The 14,736-nt window shown below is 70.6% G+C and carries 17 protein-coding genes; 14 read left to right on the forward strand and 3 right to left on the reverse strand.

Features of this window, described 5'->3' with window-relative positions; translation table 11 throughout:
* Positions 1 to 30: 30 nt before the first annotated feature.
* The 11 genes from NYO98_RS05475 (at position 31) to NYO98_RS05525 (ending at position 8,291) form a co-directional block, all read left to right on the forward strand.
* Positions 31 to 498, forward strand: coding sequence for a hypothetical protein (locus NYO98_RS05475; protein ID WP_268110508.1), 468 nt, complete (start codon positions 31 to 33; stop codon positions 496 to 498).
* A gap of 29 nt (positions 499 to 527) precedes the next feature.
* Entirely contained in the window at positions 528 to 749 is a 222-nt protein-coding gene (locus tag NYO98_RS05480; RefSeq protein WP_268110509.1) for an AtpZ/AtpI family protein, read from the forward strand.
* A gap of 19 nt (positions 750 to 768) precedes the next feature.
* Entirely contained in the window at positions 769 to 1,581 is an 813-nt protein-coding gene (gene atpB, locus NYO98_RS05485) for a F0F1 ATP synthase subunit A (protein WP_268110510.1), read from the forward strand.
* Between the two features lie 62 nt (positions 1,582 to 1,643).
* The gene (gene atpE, locus NYO98_RS05490) at positions 1,644 to 1,847 is read left to right on the forward strand and encodes an ATP synthase F0 subunit C (protein ID WP_269800883.1); all 204 of its coding nucleotides are present in this window, start codon (positions 1,644 to 1,646) and stop codon (positions 1,845 to 1,847) included.
* A gap of 31 nt (positions 1,848 to 1,878) precedes the next feature.
* Positions 1,879 to 2,463 carry a F0F1 ATP synthase subunit B gene (locus NYO98_RS05495; protein ID WP_268110511.1) on the forward strand — a complete coding sequence of 195 codons (585 nt, stop codon included), beginning with the start codon at positions 1,879 to 1,881 and terminating at the stop codon, positions 2,461 to 2,463.
* A complete protein-coding gene (locus NYO98_RS05500) occupies positions 2,463 to 3,254 on the forward strand; it encodes a F0F1 ATP synthase subunit delta (RefSeq protein WP_268110512.1) in 792 nt (263 codons plus the stop codon). The genes NYO98_RS05495 and NYO98_RS05500 overlap by 1 nt, the downstream gene beginning before the upstream one ends.
* Positions 3,255 to 3,330: 76 nt before the next feature.
* Positions 3,331 to 4,971 (forward strand): F0F1 ATP synthase subunit alpha, encoded by a 1,641-nt coding sequence (gene atpA, locus NYO98_RS05505; protein WP_268110513.1) that lies wholly within the window; start codon positions 3,331 to 3,333, stop codon positions 4,969 to 4,971.
* Positions 4,972 to 4,975: 4 nt separating this feature from the next.
* The gene (locus NYO98_RS05510) at positions 4,976 to 5,902 is read left to right on the forward strand and encodes a F0F1 ATP synthase subunit gamma (RefSeq protein WP_268110514.1); all 927 of its coding nucleotides are present in this window, start codon (positions 4,976 to 4,978) and stop codon (positions 5,900 to 5,902) included.
* 6 nt (positions 5,903 to 5,908) lie between these two features.
* Positions 5,909 to 7,366 (forward strand): F0F1 ATP synthase subunit beta, encoded by a 1,458-nt coding sequence (gene atpD / locus NYO98_RS05515; protein WP_268110515.1) that lies wholly within the window; start codon positions 5,909 to 5,911, stop codon positions 7,364 to 7,366.
* Positions 7,366 to 7,770, forward strand: a complete 405-nt coding sequence (locus NYO98_RS05520) for a F0F1 ATP synthase subunit epsilon (protein WP_268110516.1) — start codon at positions 7,366 to 7,368, stop codon at positions 7,768 to 7,770. The genes atpD and NYO98_RS05520 overlap by 1 nt, the downstream gene beginning before the upstream one ends.
* 77 nt (positions 7,771 to 7,847) lie before the next feature.
* The gene (locus NYO98_RS05525) at positions 7,848 to 8,291 is read left to right on the forward strand and encodes a DUF2550 domain-containing protein (protein WP_268110517.1); all 444 of its coding nucleotides are present in this window, start codon (positions 7,848 to 7,850) and stop codon (positions 8,289 to 8,291) included.
* Here the strand turns inward: NYO98_RS05525 and NYO98_RS05530 are convergent, their stop codons facing one another.
* Entirely contained in the window at positions 8,292 to 9,275 is a 984-nt protein-coding gene (locus tag NYO98_RS05530; protein WP_268110518.1) for a LacI family DNA-binding transcriptional regulator, read from the reverse strand.
* 66 nt (positions 9,276 to 9,341) lie between these two features.
* On the opposite strand from NYO98_RS05530, the gene NYO98_RS05535 reads away from it, so the two are divergent.
* Positions 9,342 to 10,514, forward strand: coding sequence for an MFS transporter (locus NYO98_RS05535; protein WP_268110519.1), 1,173 nt, complete (start codon positions 9,342 to 9,344; stop codon positions 10,512 to 10,514).
* Here NYO98_RS05535 and NYO98_RS05540 read toward each other — a convergent pair.
* Both NYO98_RS05540 and NYO98_RS05545 read right to left on the reverse strand, forming a co-directional pair.
* Positions 10,511 to 11,491 (reverse strand): sensor domain-containing diguanylate cyclase, encoded by a 981-nt coding sequence (locus tag NYO98_RS05540; protein WP_268110520.1) that lies wholly within the window; start codon positions 11,489 to 11,491, stop codon positions 10,511 to 10,513. The two genes, NYO98_RS05535 and NYO98_RS05540, sit on opposite strands and share 4 nt — an antisense overlap.
* An 83-nt stretch (positions 11,492 to 11,574) precedes the next feature.
* Complete coding sequence (locus tag NYO98_RS05545; RefSeq protein ID WP_268110521.1) at positions 11,575 to 12,147, reverse strand: cob(I)yrinic acid a,c-diamide adenosyltransferase; 573 nt, start codon at positions 12,145 to 12,147, stop codon at positions 11,575 to 11,577.
* A 166-nt stretch (positions 12,148 to 12,313) separates the two neighbouring features.
* Between NYO98_RS05545 and NYO98_RS05550 the strand changes: the two genes are divergently transcribed.
* On the forward strand, positions 12,314 to 12,634 hold the full coding sequence (locus NYO98_RS05550; RefSeq protein WP_268110522.1) for an STAS domain-containing protein: 321 nt from the start codon (positions 12,314 to 12,316) through the stop codon (positions 12,632 to 12,634).
* Positions 12,635 to 12,704: 70 nt separating this feature from the next.
* Complete coding sequence (locus tag NYO98_RS05555; protein WP_268110523.1) at positions 12,705 to 14,735, forward strand: protein meaA; 2,031 nt, start codon at positions 12,705 to 12,707, stop codon at positions 14,733 to 14,735.
* Position 14,736 lies beyond the last annotated feature (1 nt).

A 14,736-nucleotide genomic window follows, 5' to 3' on the forward strand; every position in this document is an offset into this window, starting at 1 on the left:
GTACAAGCCCTCCACAGAACGGCCGCCGCCATGACGACCGAGTCGAAGCAGGACACCCGGCAGGTGCTACCCGCCGGCGTCTCCCCGCTCCTCGGCGCGACGGCTGCCGGGGCGGGGGCGGTCGCCGTGCTGTGCGTCGTCGCCGTCCTGGTCGACGGCGGTCGCGGGCTCGCCGGGGCCGCTGTCGGGGGAGTCCTGACGCTCGCCGTCTTCGTGCTGGGCATCGGCCTGGTCAACCTCGCCGCCCGGGTGCTCCCGGCCGCCTCGTTGCTCGTGGCCCTGCTGACCTACACCCTGCAGCTCCTCGTCCTCGCCCTGGCCGTGGTCGCCCTCGAGCGGTCCGGTGTGGCCGGTGACGACCTGTCCCGCGGATGGTTCGCGGCCAGCGTGATCGCCGTGACCGTGCTCTGGCTCGTGGGTCAGGTGGTCGCTGCGACGAAGCAGCGGATCGCGGCCTTCGACCCCGCTCCGAGCGATCACCCCGGGGGTGAGCGATGAGCTCGGCAACTGCTAGTGTCCGCAGCGCGATGGCTCAGCAGCAACCCCCTCCTGCCGGACCCGACGACTCGCCCAAAGGCGATCCGTGGCACGCCTTCGGCTACATCGTGGCCGGGGTCGTCCTCTACGGTCTCGTGGGATGGCTGCTGGACCGGTGGCTGGGGACGGAGTTCCTGGTGGCGATCGGCATCCTCGCGGGTGCAGGGCTCGGCATCTACATGACGTACGCACGGTTCAACAAGCAGGCATGACACAGGAGACTTCACGCGCATGAGCATTCTCTCGGCGAGCGATGTCCGGGCTGCCGGTGGCGGCGAGGAGTTCGTCCCGCCCGGCCCGAACAGCTTCGACTTCAGTGGCGTGCCGCTGTTCCACATCGGTGACCTCGCCGTCACCAAGCCCATGGTGCAGCTGCTGCTCGCCGGGGTGCTGGTCTTCGCGCTCTTCTGGGCCGCCGCGCGCCGCGCCTCGCTCGTGCCCGGCCGCCTGCAGTTCGCCGGTGAGAGCGCCTACGGCATGGTCCGCAACTCCATCGGCCGCGACATCATCGGCAGCCACGACTACCAGCGGTTCGTGCCCTACCTGGTCACCCTGTTCTTCTTCATCCTGCTCAACAACTTCTTCGCCACGGTCCCGCTGATCCAGTTCCCGACCTTCTCGCGAGCCTCCATGGCATACGCGCTGGCCGCGCTGAGCTGGATCGTCTACAACGCCGTCGGCATCAGGAAGCACGGGTTCCTCGGCTACCTCAAGCTGCAGAGCGTGCCCTCGGGCGTGACACCGCTCATGTACCCGCTCCTGGTCCCGCTCGAGTTCTTCTCCAACATCCTGGTCCGCCCCGTCACGCTGGCCCTTCGTCTCTTCGCCAACATGTTCGCCGGCCACCTGCTCCTCATCCTCTTCTCGACCGGCGGTCTGTTCCTGCTCCAGTACGGCGGGATCGGCTACGTCGCCGGACCACTGGCCTGGGCGCTGGCGATCGCCATCGCCTTCCTCGAGCTGCTGGTGCAGTTCCTGCAGGCCTACGTCTTCACCCTGCTCAACGCCATGTACATCTCCGGAGCCCTTGCCGACGAGCACTGAGTCGGCAGCGCCGGAGCAGCACGACCCGCATCTCAACAAGAAACAACCGAAAGGAAACTGCCGTGGACGGCAACCTCAACATGATCGGTTACGGCCTGGCGGCCATCGGCCCCGGTGTCGGCATCGGCCTGATCTTCGCCGCCTACATCTCCGGAGTGGCTCGTCAGCCGGAGGCCCAGGGCCGCCTGCAGTCGATCGCCATCCTGGGCTTCGCGCTCGCCGAGGCCCTCGCGATCATCGGTATCGCGCTCGCGTTCGTTCTCTGACGCTGGCCACCCTCTGACCTAGGACTGCCCCATGCAGAATCTGATCATCCTCGCGGCCGAGGAGACCGAGGGCGGCCACGCCCCGGAGAACCCGCTCGGCTTCGTGCCGGTCGAGTTCGTCCTCTCCCTGGTCGTCTTCGGCCTGCTGTTCTTCGCCGTCAAGAAATTCGTCGCCCCGGCGTTCGAGAAGACCTTCGCGGAACGGACACAGGCGATCGAGGGCGGCCTCGCGGCCGCCGAGACCAAGCAGGCCGAGGCCGACGCCAAGCTCGCCGAGCTCGAGAAGCAGCTCGCCGACGCCCGGCACGAGGCCGCGCGCATCCGCGAGGAGGCACGCGAGCAGGGTGCCCAGATCGTCGCCGAGATGCGGGAGCAGGCCCAGGCCGAGTCCACCCGCATCGTGGAGCACGGCAAGACGCAGATCGAGGCCGAGCGCCAGCAGGCGGTCACCTCGCTGCGTGCCGAGGTCGGCGCCCTCGCGACCGGCCTGGCCGGGCGCATCGTCGGCGAGAGCCTCGACGACGAGGCTCGCCAGAGCCGTGTGGTCGACCGGTTCCTCTCCGAGCTCGAGGCGCAGAACGGCACTGCCTCGACCCAGCCGGGGAGTGTCAACTGATGCGAGGAGCATCTGCCGACGCCTACGCCGCGACCGCCGGTGCCCTCACGGGCGCCGGTGACCCGGCCACCGTCGCCCGGGACCTGTTCGGTGTGGCGGACCTCCTCCGCGCCGAGCCCGCGCTTCGCCGCGTGGCGACCGATGCGTCGATCGACGGCGAGGCCAAGGCCGGACTGCTCCGCCAGGTGCTGTCCGGCAAGGTCTCGGACCTCGGGCTGGCCGTCGTGACCATCGCGGTGGCCCAGCGCTGGACCGCCAGCCGAGACCTCGCCGACGCCCTCGAGCGCCTCGGCGTGGTCGCGGTGGCAACGTCCGCGGGCGGCGACGCCGCTCGCCTCGAGGACGAGCTGTTCGCCTTCGGACAGGTGGTCAAGGACAACCCCGAGCTGCGCGACGCGCTGTCCGACCCCGCCCGCAGCCGCGACGACAAGTCCCGGCTGCTGGCGGACCTCCTGGGGGACAAGGTCCTGCCGGCGACGGTGGCGCTGGTGCAGCAGTCGCTGTCCGGCAGCTACCGCACGGTCGGGGCTGCCTTGGCCGACTACCAGAAGGTGGCGGCCGAGGTCCGCGACCAGGGCGTGGCGACGGTCCGCGTCGCCCGTCCCCTCTCCGACGGCGACCGCCAACGGCTGGCAGACGCGCTCTCGCGCAACTACGGCCGGGAGATCCACCTCAACGTCGTCGTCGACCCGTCGGTGATCGGCGGCATCCGCGTCGAGACCGGTGACGACGTGATCGACGGGACGGTGTCCAGCCGCCTCGACGAAGCCCGCCGTCGCCTCGCCGGCTGACCCCGGCACCAGGCACCCCCCAGAACTTCCGAGCCCGAACTTTCGAGCACAGCAGACCAGGAACAGGTGAGATGAGATGACGGAGCTTTCCATCCGTCCGGACGAGATCCGGGACGCGCTCCAGCGCTTCGTGTCCGACTACAAGCCCGACACGGCGACCACGGAAGAGGTCGGCACGGTCGCGGAGGCCGCCGACGGCATCGCCCGCGTCAGCGGACTTCCCTCGGTCATGGCCAACGAGCTGCTCGAGTTCGAGGACGGCACGCTGGGCATCGCCCTGAACCTCGACACGCGCGAGATCGGCGTCGTGGTCCTCGGCGACTTCGACAAGATCGAGGAGGGCCAGGCGGTCCGGCGGACCGGCGAGATCCTCTCCGTGCCCGTCGGTGACGGCTACCTCGGCCGCGTCGTCGACCCGCTCGGCACCCCGATCGACGGCCTCGGCGACGTCGAGACCTCCGGTCGTCGTCCCCTGGAGCTCCAGGCCGCGACCGTGATGGAACGCAAGTCGGTGCACGAGCCGCTCGCGACCGGCATCAAGGCCATCGACGCGATGACCCCGATCGGCCGCGGCCAGCGCCAGCTGATCATCGGTGACCGTGCGACCGGCAAGACCACCATCGCGATCGACACGATCATCAACCAGAAGCAGTACTGGGAGACCGGCGACCCGGACAAGCAGGTCCGCTGCATCTACGTCGCCATCGGCCAGAAGGGCTCGACCATCGCCTCCGTGCGTGGCGCCCTCGAGGAGGCCGGCGCCCTGGAGTACACGACCATCGTGGCCTCCCCGGCGTCCGACTCGGCCGGCTTCAAGTACCTCGCCCCCTACACCGGCTCGGCCATCGGCCAGCACTGGATGTACGAGGGCAAGCACGTCCTCATCGTCTTCGACGACCTGACCAAGCAGGCCGAGGCCTACCGCGCGGTGTCGCTGCTGCTGCGCCGCCCGCCGGGCCGCGAGGCCTACCCCGGCGACGTCTTCTACCTGCACAGCCGGCTCCTCGAGCGCTGCGCGAAGCTGTCGGACGCCATGGGCAAGGGCTCGATGACCGGCCTGCCGATCATCGAGACCAAGGCCAACGACGTCTCGGCGTTCATCCCGACCAACGTCATCTCCATCACCGACGGCCAGATCTTCCTGCAGTCCGACCTGTTCGCGGCCAACCAGCGCCCGGCGATCGACGTCGGTGTGTCGGTGTCCCGCGTGGGTGGCTCGGCGATGACCAAGGCGATGAAGGCCGTCACCGGCTCGCTCAAGGTCGACCTGGCGCAGTTCCGCGCGATGGAGGCCTTCGCGATGTTCGCCTCCGACCTCGACGCGGCCTCGCGCCAGCAGCTCGACCGCGGTCAGCGCCTGATGGCCCTGCTCAAGCAGCCGCAGTACTCGCCGTACCCCCTCGAGGAGATGACGGCCTCGCTGTGGCTCGGCACCACCGGTCGCCTCGACCGCGTGCCGACCGACGACGTCCTGCGCTTCGAGCACGAGTTCATCGACTACCTGCGCCGCAGCCACGAGGGCATCCTCGCCGGCATCCGCGAGACCACGAAGTTCGACGACGACGCCGAGGCCGAGCTCGCCGCGGCCTACGACTCCTTCCTCGACCAGTTCGAGACTTCCGACGGCCAGAGCATCAAGGCCGGCAAGGAAGAGCACGTCGCCCTCGAGGACGAGGACGTCGAGCAGGAGCAGATCGTCAAGCAGAAGCGGGGCTGACGCCATGGCTCTCTCCGTACGCGAGTACCGCGCGCGGATCAAGTCGACGGAGTCGATGAAGAAGATCACGCGCGCGATGGAGCTCATCGCGGCCTCGCGGATCATCAAGGCCCAGCAGCGTGCCCAGGCCGCGGCGCCCTACGCCCGCGAGCTGACCCGCGCGGTTTCGGCCGTGGCGACGTTCTCCAACGTCGACCACGCGCTGACCACCGAGCCGGAGGACCCGAAGAAGGCAGCCGTCCTCGTGGTCACCTCCGACCGCGGACTGGCCGGCGCCTACTCCTCCAGCGTCATCAAGGAGGCCGAGCGCCTCGTCGAGAAGCTCAAGGGCGAGGGCAAGGACGTCGACCTCTACACCAGCGGTCGCAAGGGTGAGGCCTACTTCAAGTTCCGCCAGCGCGAGGTCGTGCAGGCGTGGACGGGCTTCTCCGACCAGCCGACCTACGACGTCGCGGCCGAGATCGGCGCCACGCTGATCGCGGCGTTCCTCGCCGACGCCGACGACCCGGACTCCGACGTCCGGGCGGTCGACGAGGTCCACGTGGTCTACACGCGGTTCCGCTCGATGCTGAGCCAGGAGCCCACGGCCGTACGCCTCCTCCCGCTGGAGGTCGTCGAGGGCACCGAGGCGCCCGACAAGGACGACCTGCTGCCGCTCTACGAGTTCGAGCCGTCCCCCTCGGAGGTGCTCGACTCCCTGCTGCCGCGCTACGTCCAGAGCCGGATCTTCTTCGCACTCCTGCAGGCCGCAGCCTCCGAGCTGGCCGCCCGCCAGAAGGCGATGAAGTCCGCCACGGACAACGCCGACGAGCTCATCAAGAAGTACACCCGCATCGCCAACCAGGCCCGACAGGCCGGTATTACCCAGGAAATCAGCGAGATCGTCGGTGGCGTCAACGCCCTTGCCGACGCCAACGCCGGGAGTGAGTGAGAGAACATGACTGCAACCGTCGAAGAGACCCAGACCAGCGGCTCTGCCGGCTCGGTCGGGCGTATCACGCGCGTCATCGGCCCGGTCGTGGACATCGAGTTCCCGACCGACGCGATGCCGGCGATCTACAACGCCCTCAAGGTCGACCTGACCCTCAGCGGCGAGACCACCACCATCACCCTCGAGGTCGCCCAGCACATCGGCGACGGCATGGTCCGTGCCATCTCGATGAAGCCGACCGACGGCCTCGTCCGCGGCGCCCAGGTGACCGACACCGGTGAGTCCATCACCGTGCCCGTCGGCGACGCCACGTTGGGCAAGGTGTTCAACACCACCGGCGACGTGCTCAACCTCGAGGAGGGTGAGACCTTCGAGGTCAACGAGCGCTGGGGCATCCACCGCAAGGCTCCGGCCTTCGACCAGCTGGAGTCCAAGACCCAGATGTTCGAGACGGGCATCAAGGTCATCGACCTCCTCACCCCCTACGTCCAGGGCGGCAAGATCGGCCTGTTCGGTGGCGCCGGTGTCGGCAAGACCGTGCTCATCCAGGAGATGATCGCCCGCGTGGCGAAGGACCACGGTGGTGTGTCGGTGTTCGCCGGCGTCGGTGAGCGGACCCGTGAGGGCAACGACCTCATCGTCGAGATGGAGGAGGCCGGCGTCCTCGGCCAGACCGCCCTCGTCTTCGGCCAGATGGACGAGCCGCCGGGCACCCGCCTGCGCGTCGCCCTGTCCGCGCTGACGATGGCGGAGTACTTCCGCGACGTGCAGAAGCAGGACGTGCTGCTCTTCATCGACAACATCTTCCGCTTCACCCAGGCCGGTTCCGAGGTCTCCACGCTGCTGGGCCGCATGCCGTCGGCGGTGGGCTACCAGCCCAACCTCGCCGACGAGATGGGCCAGCTTCAGGAGCGCATCACCTCGACGCGTGGTCACTCGATCACCTCGATGCAGGCCATCTACGTCCCCGCCGACGACTACACCGACCCGGCCCCGGCCACGACGTTCGCGCACCTCGACGCGACGACCGAGCTGTCGCGCGAGATCGCCTCGCTCGGCATCTACCCGGCCGTGGACCCGCTGACGTCGACCTCGCGGATCCTCGACCCGCAGTACATCGGCGACGAGCACTACCGCTGCGCGGTGCGCATCAAGCAGATCCTGCAGCGCAACAAGGAGCTCCAGGACATCATCGCGATCCTCGGTGTCGACGAGCTCTCCGAGGAGGACAAGATCATCGTCTCCCGGGCCCGCCGCATCCAGCGCTTCCTGTCCCAGAACACCTACGTCGCCAAGCAGTTCACCGGCATCGAGGGTTCGACCGTTCCGGTGGCCGACACCATCGAGGCGTTCAACAAGATCGCCGACGGCGAGTACGACCACGTGGCCGAGCAGGCCTTCTTCATGTGCGGCGGTCTGGACGACGTCGAGCAGAAGTGGGCCGAGATCCAGAAGAGCCTCTGATGGCTGACTCCACCGACAAGGCCCTCCAGGTCGAGCTGGTCGCCGCCGACCGGCTCGTCTGGTCGGGTCAGGCCACCATGGTCATCGCCCGCACCACCGAGGGTGACGTCGGCATCCTGCCCAACCACGCGCCGATGCTGTCCTCGATCATCGAGGGCGTGGTGGACGTGCAGACGGCGGAGGGCGAGACCTGGATCGCGGCCGTCGACGCCGGGTTCATCTCGGTCGCCGACAACCGCGTCTCCATCCTCGCCGAGCGCGCCGAGATGTCCCACGAGATCGACCTGGAGAAGGCACGCCAGGAGCTCGAGCGGGCCAAGGCCTCGGGCGAGAACGACGACGAGGCCCAGGAGGCCGTGCGTCGTGCCGAGGCACGGATCCGCGCCGTGGAGCGGGCCTCCTGACGAGGCCCTGAACCCGACCGCTAGGGTGAGCGCACGAACCGCTGGGTTCGTGCGCTCACTGCGTTCGGAGGGTGTGGATGCCGGTCTGGGAATGGGCGCTCGACATCGTCGGGCTCTGCCTGCTCCTCGCCCTGCTCTACGGCATCGCCCTCATCGTCCGGCGCCGCCTCCTCGCCCGGCACGGCGGCACGTTCGAGCTGAGCTACCGCGCCCGCACCGAGCACCCGGGGCGCGGCTGGCTGCTCGGCATCGGCCGCTACTCCGGCCAGTCGCTGGAGTGGTTCCGGATCTTCTCGCTGTCGCCGCGGCCCAAGCGGGTGTGGGCCCGTGACCTGCTGGAGTACGCCGGTCGTCGCTCGCCGGAGGGCGCGGAGGAGATGTCGCTCTACGACGGCCACGTCGTGGCGTCGTGCCGCTACGCCGACGAGCCCCTCGAGGTGGCGATGAGCGAGGCCTCGCTCACCGGCTTCCAGTCCTGGCTCGAGTCCGGCCCGCCCGGGACGGACTGGAACCGCCGCTAGTCAGACCGTGGAGGGCGCCGGCCCCGTCGAGCCGCCCACCCGCATGCGGACCGGGAGCAGCACGTCGTCCGCCACCTCGCCGGCGATGCGTGAGAGCACGGCACGCGCCGTGGCCCGTCCCTTCTCGGCGAGCGGCTGCACGACGGTCGTCAGCTCGACGTCGAGCCACGGGGTCGCGACCCCGTCGAACCCGGCCACGCTGAGGTCGGCAGGGACGTCCATCCCGCGCCGTCGGGCCTCGAGCACGACACCCGCGGCCTGGACATCGCTCTGGCAGACCACGGCGGTCGCCTCGCCGCCGCGGTCCCACCACGCGCCGACCGCGAGCTGGGCGGCGACCAGGTCGCTGTCGCACGGGCCGATGACCTCCGCGTCCGGGAACACCTCGCGCAGCCCGGCCTCGCGCTCGCGCTGCGGGTGCGAGGAGTCGAGGGTGAGGGTGGCGACCCGGCGGTGGCCGAGGTCGTGCAGGTGCCGCGCGACGTCGGCGGCGCCGCGGCGGTGCTCGACGTCGACGTAGGTGGCCCCGGCCCACGCCGGGCCCTCGACGACGACCAACGGCACGCCGCGGGCGACCAGGTCGTCGTACGGCCCCCAGGTCTCGCAGCCGCAGATGTCGTAGATGACCGCGTCGAGGGGGAGCCCGGCGTGCTCGTCGCCGTGGGGCATCAGGAGCAGGCCCAGCCCGGCGGCGTCGAGCACCTCCGAGACGGCGTCGAGCATCGGCAGCGCCGCCGGGTCGCGGAAGGCCGTGCTGAGCCGGCCGACGGCCACGCCCACCACGCCGCTGCGACCGCGGCGCAGGTTGCGGGCCAGCGGGTTGGGACCGGCGTAGCCGAGGGCCCCCGCGGCGGCCAGCACCCGGTCCCGGGTCTCCTCGGAGACCGGCTTGTTGCCGGAGAAGGCGAGCGAGGCGGTGGACAGCGACACGCCGGCGGCAGCGGCGACGTCGGCCATGGTGGGGGTGCGGGTTGGACCGGACACGGTGGTGACGATAGCATCGAAACGATTCGATCGAAACGATTCGCCCCGCACCCGAGGAGCAGGACCGTGCCCACCCTGACCGCCGCGCGCAACGCCGTGGGGCTGAGCTTCTTCCTCAACGGGCTGGTGTTCGCCAGCTGGGTCTCCCGCATCCCCGAGGTGCGCGCGAGCTTCGACCTCACCAACGGCCAGCTCGGCCTGGTGCTCCTCGCCATCGCCCTGGGGTCGGTCCTCGCGCTGCCGACGACCGGTGCCGCGATCAACGCCCTGGGCACCGTGCGGATCCTGCGGCTCGGCGCGGGCGCGGCGACCCTCGGGATGGTGGCCGCGGCGTTCGGGCTGGGCCACGTGCTGCCCCTCACCGTCGCCGGGCTGTTCGTCTACGGGCTGGGCATCGGCGTGTGGGACGTGGCGATGAACGTCGAGGGCGCCGAGGTCGAGCGCGGCCTGCGACGCACGATCATGCCGCGCTTCCACGCAGGCTTCAGCGGGGGCACGGTCGTGGGCGCCCTGCTCGGCGCGCTGCTGATCGAGCTCGGCGTGCCGGCTGTGGTCCACCTCGTGGGGATCGTGCTGCTCGCCGTCGTGCTGGTGTGGCGCACGTCCCCGTCCTTCCTGCCCGTGGTGGAGCGGCACGAGGAGAGCGCCACCTCGGCGGCGCGCGCCTGGCTGGAGCCGCGCACCCTCCTGATCGGCGTCATGGTGCTGGCGCTGGCCATGACCGAGGGCACGGCCAACGACTGGCTCGCGGTCGCCCTGGTCGACGGCCACGACGTCTCGCACGCCGTCGGCGTGGCCGGGTTCGCCGTCTTCGTGCTGGCGATGACCGTCGGCCGCTTCGCCGGAACCGGCCTGATCGACCGGTTCGGCCGCGTGGTCGTGCTGTGGGGCACCATGGCACTCGCCGGTGCCGGCGTCCTGCTGATCGTGCTCGCGGACCAGCCGGTGCTCGTCGTGCTCGGCATCGTGCTCTGGGGCGTGGGCGCCTCGCTCGGCTTCCCCGTCGGCATGAGCGCCGCGGCCGACGACCCGGTCCGGGCCGCGTCGCGGGTCAGCGTCGTGTCGACCATCGGCTACGCAGCGTTCCTCGCCGGCCCGCCGCTCCTCGGCTTCGTCGGCGACGAGGTCGGCACGCTCAACGCGCTGCTGGTCGTCGCCGTGCTCCTGATGCCCGCGGCGCTCGTCGTCCCGGCCGCCCGCGAGCAGCGCGAGGTGCCGTCCGGCCAGCCGGTCGGCTAGGCCCGTCCCGCCCGGCGTCGACGCTTGTCGGCGTACATCGCCACGTCCGCCGCGGCCTCGGTCCGGGTCATGGTCCCTGCCCGCTCGAGCGTGGCGGTGCCGATGCTGGCCGACAGCCCGGCCGCGGCCAGCTCGGCGCGGATCCGGTCGGCGTACAGCGCGACCTGCGACGCCGTCGTCTGTGGGCACAGGACCGCGAACTCGTCGCCGCCGAGCCTGGCCACGACGTCGGTCTGGCGCGAGGACCCGCGCAGGACCTCGGCCGCTCGCCGGAGCATCGCGTCGCCGGCCGCGTGACCGTCCCGGTCGTTGACCAGCTTGAGGCCGTCGAGGTCCAGGACCACGATGCTCGCGTGGTCGCCCAGCCGGTGGTGGCGCGTCTCCTCCGTCTGGCAGGCACGCTGCCACGAGCGCCGGTTGCGCAGCCCGGTCAGGTGGTCGGTCTCGGACTCCTGGAGGGTCAGCTCGAGGCGCCGGGCCAGCGCGACGGCGCGACCGTCGAGGTTGCGGACCACGCTGAGCAGCTGGCCGAGCAGCTCCAGCTGCGGGCCGATCTCGGTGAAGGAGTCGGGACGGGCCTGGGAGTCGAGGCCGCAGATCGTGCCGAAGAGCGTGTCGTCGTGGTTGTAGACCGGGATGCCGACATAGCTCGCGACCGACAGCTCGCGCGCCGCGCGGTTGGAGGAGTAGGCGGGGACCCGGGAGATGTCGGGAGCCACCGACGGCCCGTCGTTGTCCCACATCTCGTGGCAGAGCGACTCCTCCCAGGCAGGTCCGTCACCGACGTCGAGGCCGAAGGCGTTGTCGGGCGTCACCTCGAGGTACACCTGCCGGCCCTCGATCACCCGCGACACGGTCCACATGCCCATCGGCACCTGGGCCTGCAGGTAGTCGAGGACCAGCCGCGAGGCGTCCTCGAAGCTGGTCATCGTGGCAAGGGCCGGCGCGAGGGCGAGGGCAGGGCTCTGGGCGGGCACGTCTCTCCTCGAACGTGTCGTCGGCAGGTCCGGAACATTGTCGCCGCATCCGGGTGGGTGCGCAGGCGGATGCGCAGGAAAGGTCAGCGCTCGCCGCCGGGCACCCACAGGACGTCGCCGTTGGCCCGGTTGGCGTGGCGGGCCAGGATGAAGAGCAGGTCCGAGAGGCGGTTGAGGTAGGTGATGGCGAGCACGTTCATGGTGTCCTCGTGCTCCGCCCACGCGGCCCACCCGGCGCGCTCGGCACGGCGTACGACGGTGCGCGCCACGTGGAGGTGGGCGGCCGCGACCGTCCCGCCGTTGAGGATGAACGACCGCAGCGCCGGCAGGGCCTCGTTGTAGTGGTCGCACCAGGCCTCGAGCCGGTCGACGTAGTCCTGCTCGATCCGCAGCGGCGGGTACTCCGGGTCCGCGACGACAGGGGTGCAGAAGTCGGCGCCGACGTCGAACAGGTCGTTCTGCACGCGGGTGAGGACCGCGACGACGTCGTCCTCGAGGCCGCCGTGGGCGAGGGCGACGCCGATGTGGGCGTTGCCCTCGTCGACGCAGGCGTACGCCTCGAGGCGCAGGTCGGTCTTCGACGTCTCGCTCATGTCGCCGAGCCGGGTGCGGCCGGCGTCGCCGGTGCGGGTGTAGATGCGCGTCAGGTTGACCATGTCACGACACTAGCGGCGCGACGGTGCGTCGAGAGCACGAGCCCGGTGCCGCAGACGCGCCGTAAAAGGTGAGGCATCGATGCAACCGAACGGGGTACAACAGCGTCAGGAGAAGTGACAGCAGTCACAGGCAGGCGTCGGGGGACGCCGGTGAGGAGCACACCGGATGGACATCGTCTCGGACATCGCACGTGACGGGCACGTGCTCGTGCTGCACGGGGACTTCGACGTGCGCAGCACGTGGGAGGTGCGCAACGCCATCTACGAGTGCATCGACGTCCACGACGACGACGTCGTCATCGACATGACCGACGTCTCCGCGATCGACGCCACCGCCCTGCGCCTCCTCGCGGTCGCCACCCGCCACGCGTGGCTGGCCGGCCACCACCTGGTCGTCCGCAACCCGGGCCCGGCCGTGCGCCGCATGGCTCACCTGACCCGGCTCGCCCACGCCATCGAGGTCGAGCGGGTCGCCGCGACCGCCTGAGCACGCTGAGGCATCCGTCACACGTCGGAGGCGGTGACTGGCGGGTAACCGTCGCCCTACCCTGTCGAGCATGACCGAGACTGGTGAGCCGGACCGCCCCGTCAAGGACCGGCCCTGGGTGATGCGCACCTACGCCGGCCACTCCACGGCCGAGGCGTCCAACGCGCTCTACCGCACCAACCTGGCCAAGGGCCAGACCGGGCTCAGCGTCGCCTTCGACCTGCCGACGCAGACCGGCTACGACCCCGACAGCCCGCTCAGCCGCGGCGAGGTCGGCAAGGTCGGCGTGCCGGTCCCGCACCTCGGCGAGATGCGCAAGCTCTTCGCCGACATCCCGCTGACCGGGATGAACACCTCGATGACCATCAACGCCACGGCCATGTGGCTGCTCGCGATGTACCAGGTCGTGGCGGAGGAGCAGAACCCCGACCTCTCGCCCGAGGAGGTGGCCCACCAGCTCGCCGGCACCACCCAGAACGACATCATCAAGGAGTACCTCTCCCGCGGGACCTACGTCTTCGGGCCCGAGGCGTCGCTGCGGCTGATCGCCGACATGATCGCCTACACGGTCCACGAGATCCCGAAGTGGAACCCGATCAACATCTGCAGCTACCACCTGCAGGAGGCCGGCGCGACGCCCGTGCAGGAGGTGGCCTACGCGATGTGCACCGCCATCGCCGTGCTCGACCAGGTGAAGGGCTCCGGCCAGGTCTCCGACGACGACTTCGAGAAGGTCGTCGGCCGGATCTCGTTCTTCGTCAACGCGGGCGTCCGGTTCATTGAGGAGACCTGCAAGATGCGGGCCTTCGTGCAGCTGTGGGACGAGATCACCCGCGAGCGCTACGGCGTGCAGGATCCGAAGATGCGGCGCTTCCGCTACGGCGTCCAGGTCAACTCGCTCGGCCTCACCGAGGCCCAGCCCGAGAACAACGTGCAGCGCATCGTGCTGGAGATGCTCGGCGTGACGCTGTCCAAGGACGCCCGCGCCCGGGCCGTGCAGCTGCCGGCGTGGAACGAGGCGCTCGGCCTGCCGCGGCCGTGGGACCAGCAGTGGTCGCTGCGCTTCCAGCAGGTGCTCGCCTTCGAGTCCGACCTGCTGGAGTACGACGACATCTTCGCCGGCAGCCACGTCATCGAGGCCAAGGTCGCCGAGCTGGTCGAGGGGGCGAAGGCCGAGATCGACCGGGTCCAGGAGATGGGTGGCGCGATCGCCGCGGTGGAGTCCGGCTACATGAAGCAGAACCTCGTCTCGGCGCACGCCGCCCGCCGGGCCCGGATCGAGTCCGGCGAGGAGGTCATCGTCGGGGTGAACCGGTTCGAGACCACCGAGCCCTCGCCGTTGACCGCCGACCTCGACTCGGCCATCCAGGCCGCCGACCCCGAGGCCGAGCGGGCGGCCCTGGCCAGCCTCGAGGCCTGGAAGGCCCAGCGCGACGGGACCGAGGTCGCCGAGGCGCTCGCGGCCCTGGCCGAGGCCGCCAGGACCGACGCCAACCTCATGGAGGCCACCCTCGTCGCGGCCCGCGCGGGGGCGACGACGGGGGAGTGGGCCGGAACGCTCCGCGAGGTGTTCGGTGAGTTCCGGGCGCCCACCGGGGTGAGCGGTGCGGTCGGCGTCGCGAAGGCCGGGGCCGACCTGTCCGCCGTGCGCGAGCGGGTCAGGGCGACCGGCGAGGAGCTCGGCGGCCGGTTGCGCGTGCTGGTCGGCAAGCCGGGGCTCGACGGTCACTCCAACGGCGCCGAGCAGGTCGCCGTACGCGCGCGCGACGCCGGCTTCGAGGTGATCTACCAGGGCATCCGGCTCACCCCCGACCAGATCGTGGCCGCCGCGGTGGCCGAGGACGTGCACCTCGTGGGGCTCTCCATCCTCTCCGGCTCGCACATGGAGCTGGTGCCCGACGTGCTCGACGGCCTCGCCGCCGCGGGGCTCGGCGACCTCCCGGTCATCGTCGGCGGGATCATCCCGGCCTCGGACGCCCGGGCGCTGGTCGAGCGGGGGGTGGCCGCGGTCTACACCCCCAAGGACTTCGGGCTGACCGAGATCATGAACGGCATCGTCGACGTGATCCGGGCCGCCCACGGCCTGGACGAGGACAGGTAAG

It is taken from the genome of Nocardioides pini (assembly GCF_026712185.1).
Taxonomy (GTDB): Bacteria; Actinomycetota; Actinomycetes; order Propionibacteriales; family Nocardioidaceae; genus Nocardioides; species Nocardioides pini.

Bases quoted from the DNA above. Each gene is read 5' to 3' on its own strand.
- NYO98_RS05475 (WP_268110508.1), top strand. From the start codon at position 31: ATGACGACCGAGTCGAAGCAGGACACCCGGCAGGTGCTACCCGCCGGC.
- NYO98_RS05480 (WP_268110509.1), top strand. From the start codon at position 528: ATGGCTCAGCAGCAACCCCCTCCTGCCGGACCCGACGACTCGCCCAAA.
- atpB (WP_268110510.1), top strand. From the start codon at position 769: ATGAGCATTCTCTCGGCGAGCGATGTCCGGGCTGCCGGTGGCGGCGAG.
- NYO98_RS05495 (WP_268110511.1), top strand. From the start codon at position 1,879: ATGCAGAATCTGATCATCCTCGCGGCCGAGGAGACCGAGGGCGGCCAC.
- NYO98_RS05500 (WP_268110512.1), top strand. From the start codon at position 2,463: ATGCGAGGAGCATCTGCCGACGCCTACGCCGCGACCGCCGGTGCCCTC.
- atpA (WP_268110513.1), top strand. From the start codon at position 3,331: ATGACGGAGCTTTCCATCCGTCCGGACGAGATCCGGGACGCGCTCCAG.
- NYO98_RS05510 (WP_268110514.1), top strand. From the start codon at position 4,976: ATGGCTCTCTCCGTACGCGAGTACCGCGCGCGGATCAAGTCGACGGAG.
- atpD (WP_268110515.1), top strand. From the start codon at position 5,909: ATGACTGCAACCGTCGAAGAGACCCAGACCAGCGGCTCTGCCGGCTCG.
- NYO98_RS05520 (WP_268110516.1), top strand. From the start codon at position 7,366: ATGGCTGACTCCACCGACAAGGCCCTCCAGGTCGAGCTGGTCGCCGCC.
- NYO98_RS05525 (WP_268110517.1), top strand. From the start codon at position 7,848: ATGCCGGTCTGGGAATGGGCGCTCGACATCGTCGGGCTCTGCCTGCTC.
- NYO98_RS05545 (WP_268110521.1), bottom strand. From the start codon at position 12,147: ATGGTCAACCTGACGCGCATCTACACCCGCACCGGCGACGCCGGCCGC.
- NYO98_RS05550 (WP_268110522.1), top strand. From the start codon at position 12,314: ATGGACATCGTCTCGGACATCGCACGTGACGGGCACGTGCTCGTGCTG.
- NYO98_RS05555 (WP_268110523.1), top strand. From the start codon at position 12,705: ATGACCGAGACTGGTGAGCCGGACCGCCCCGTCAAGGACCGGCCCTGG.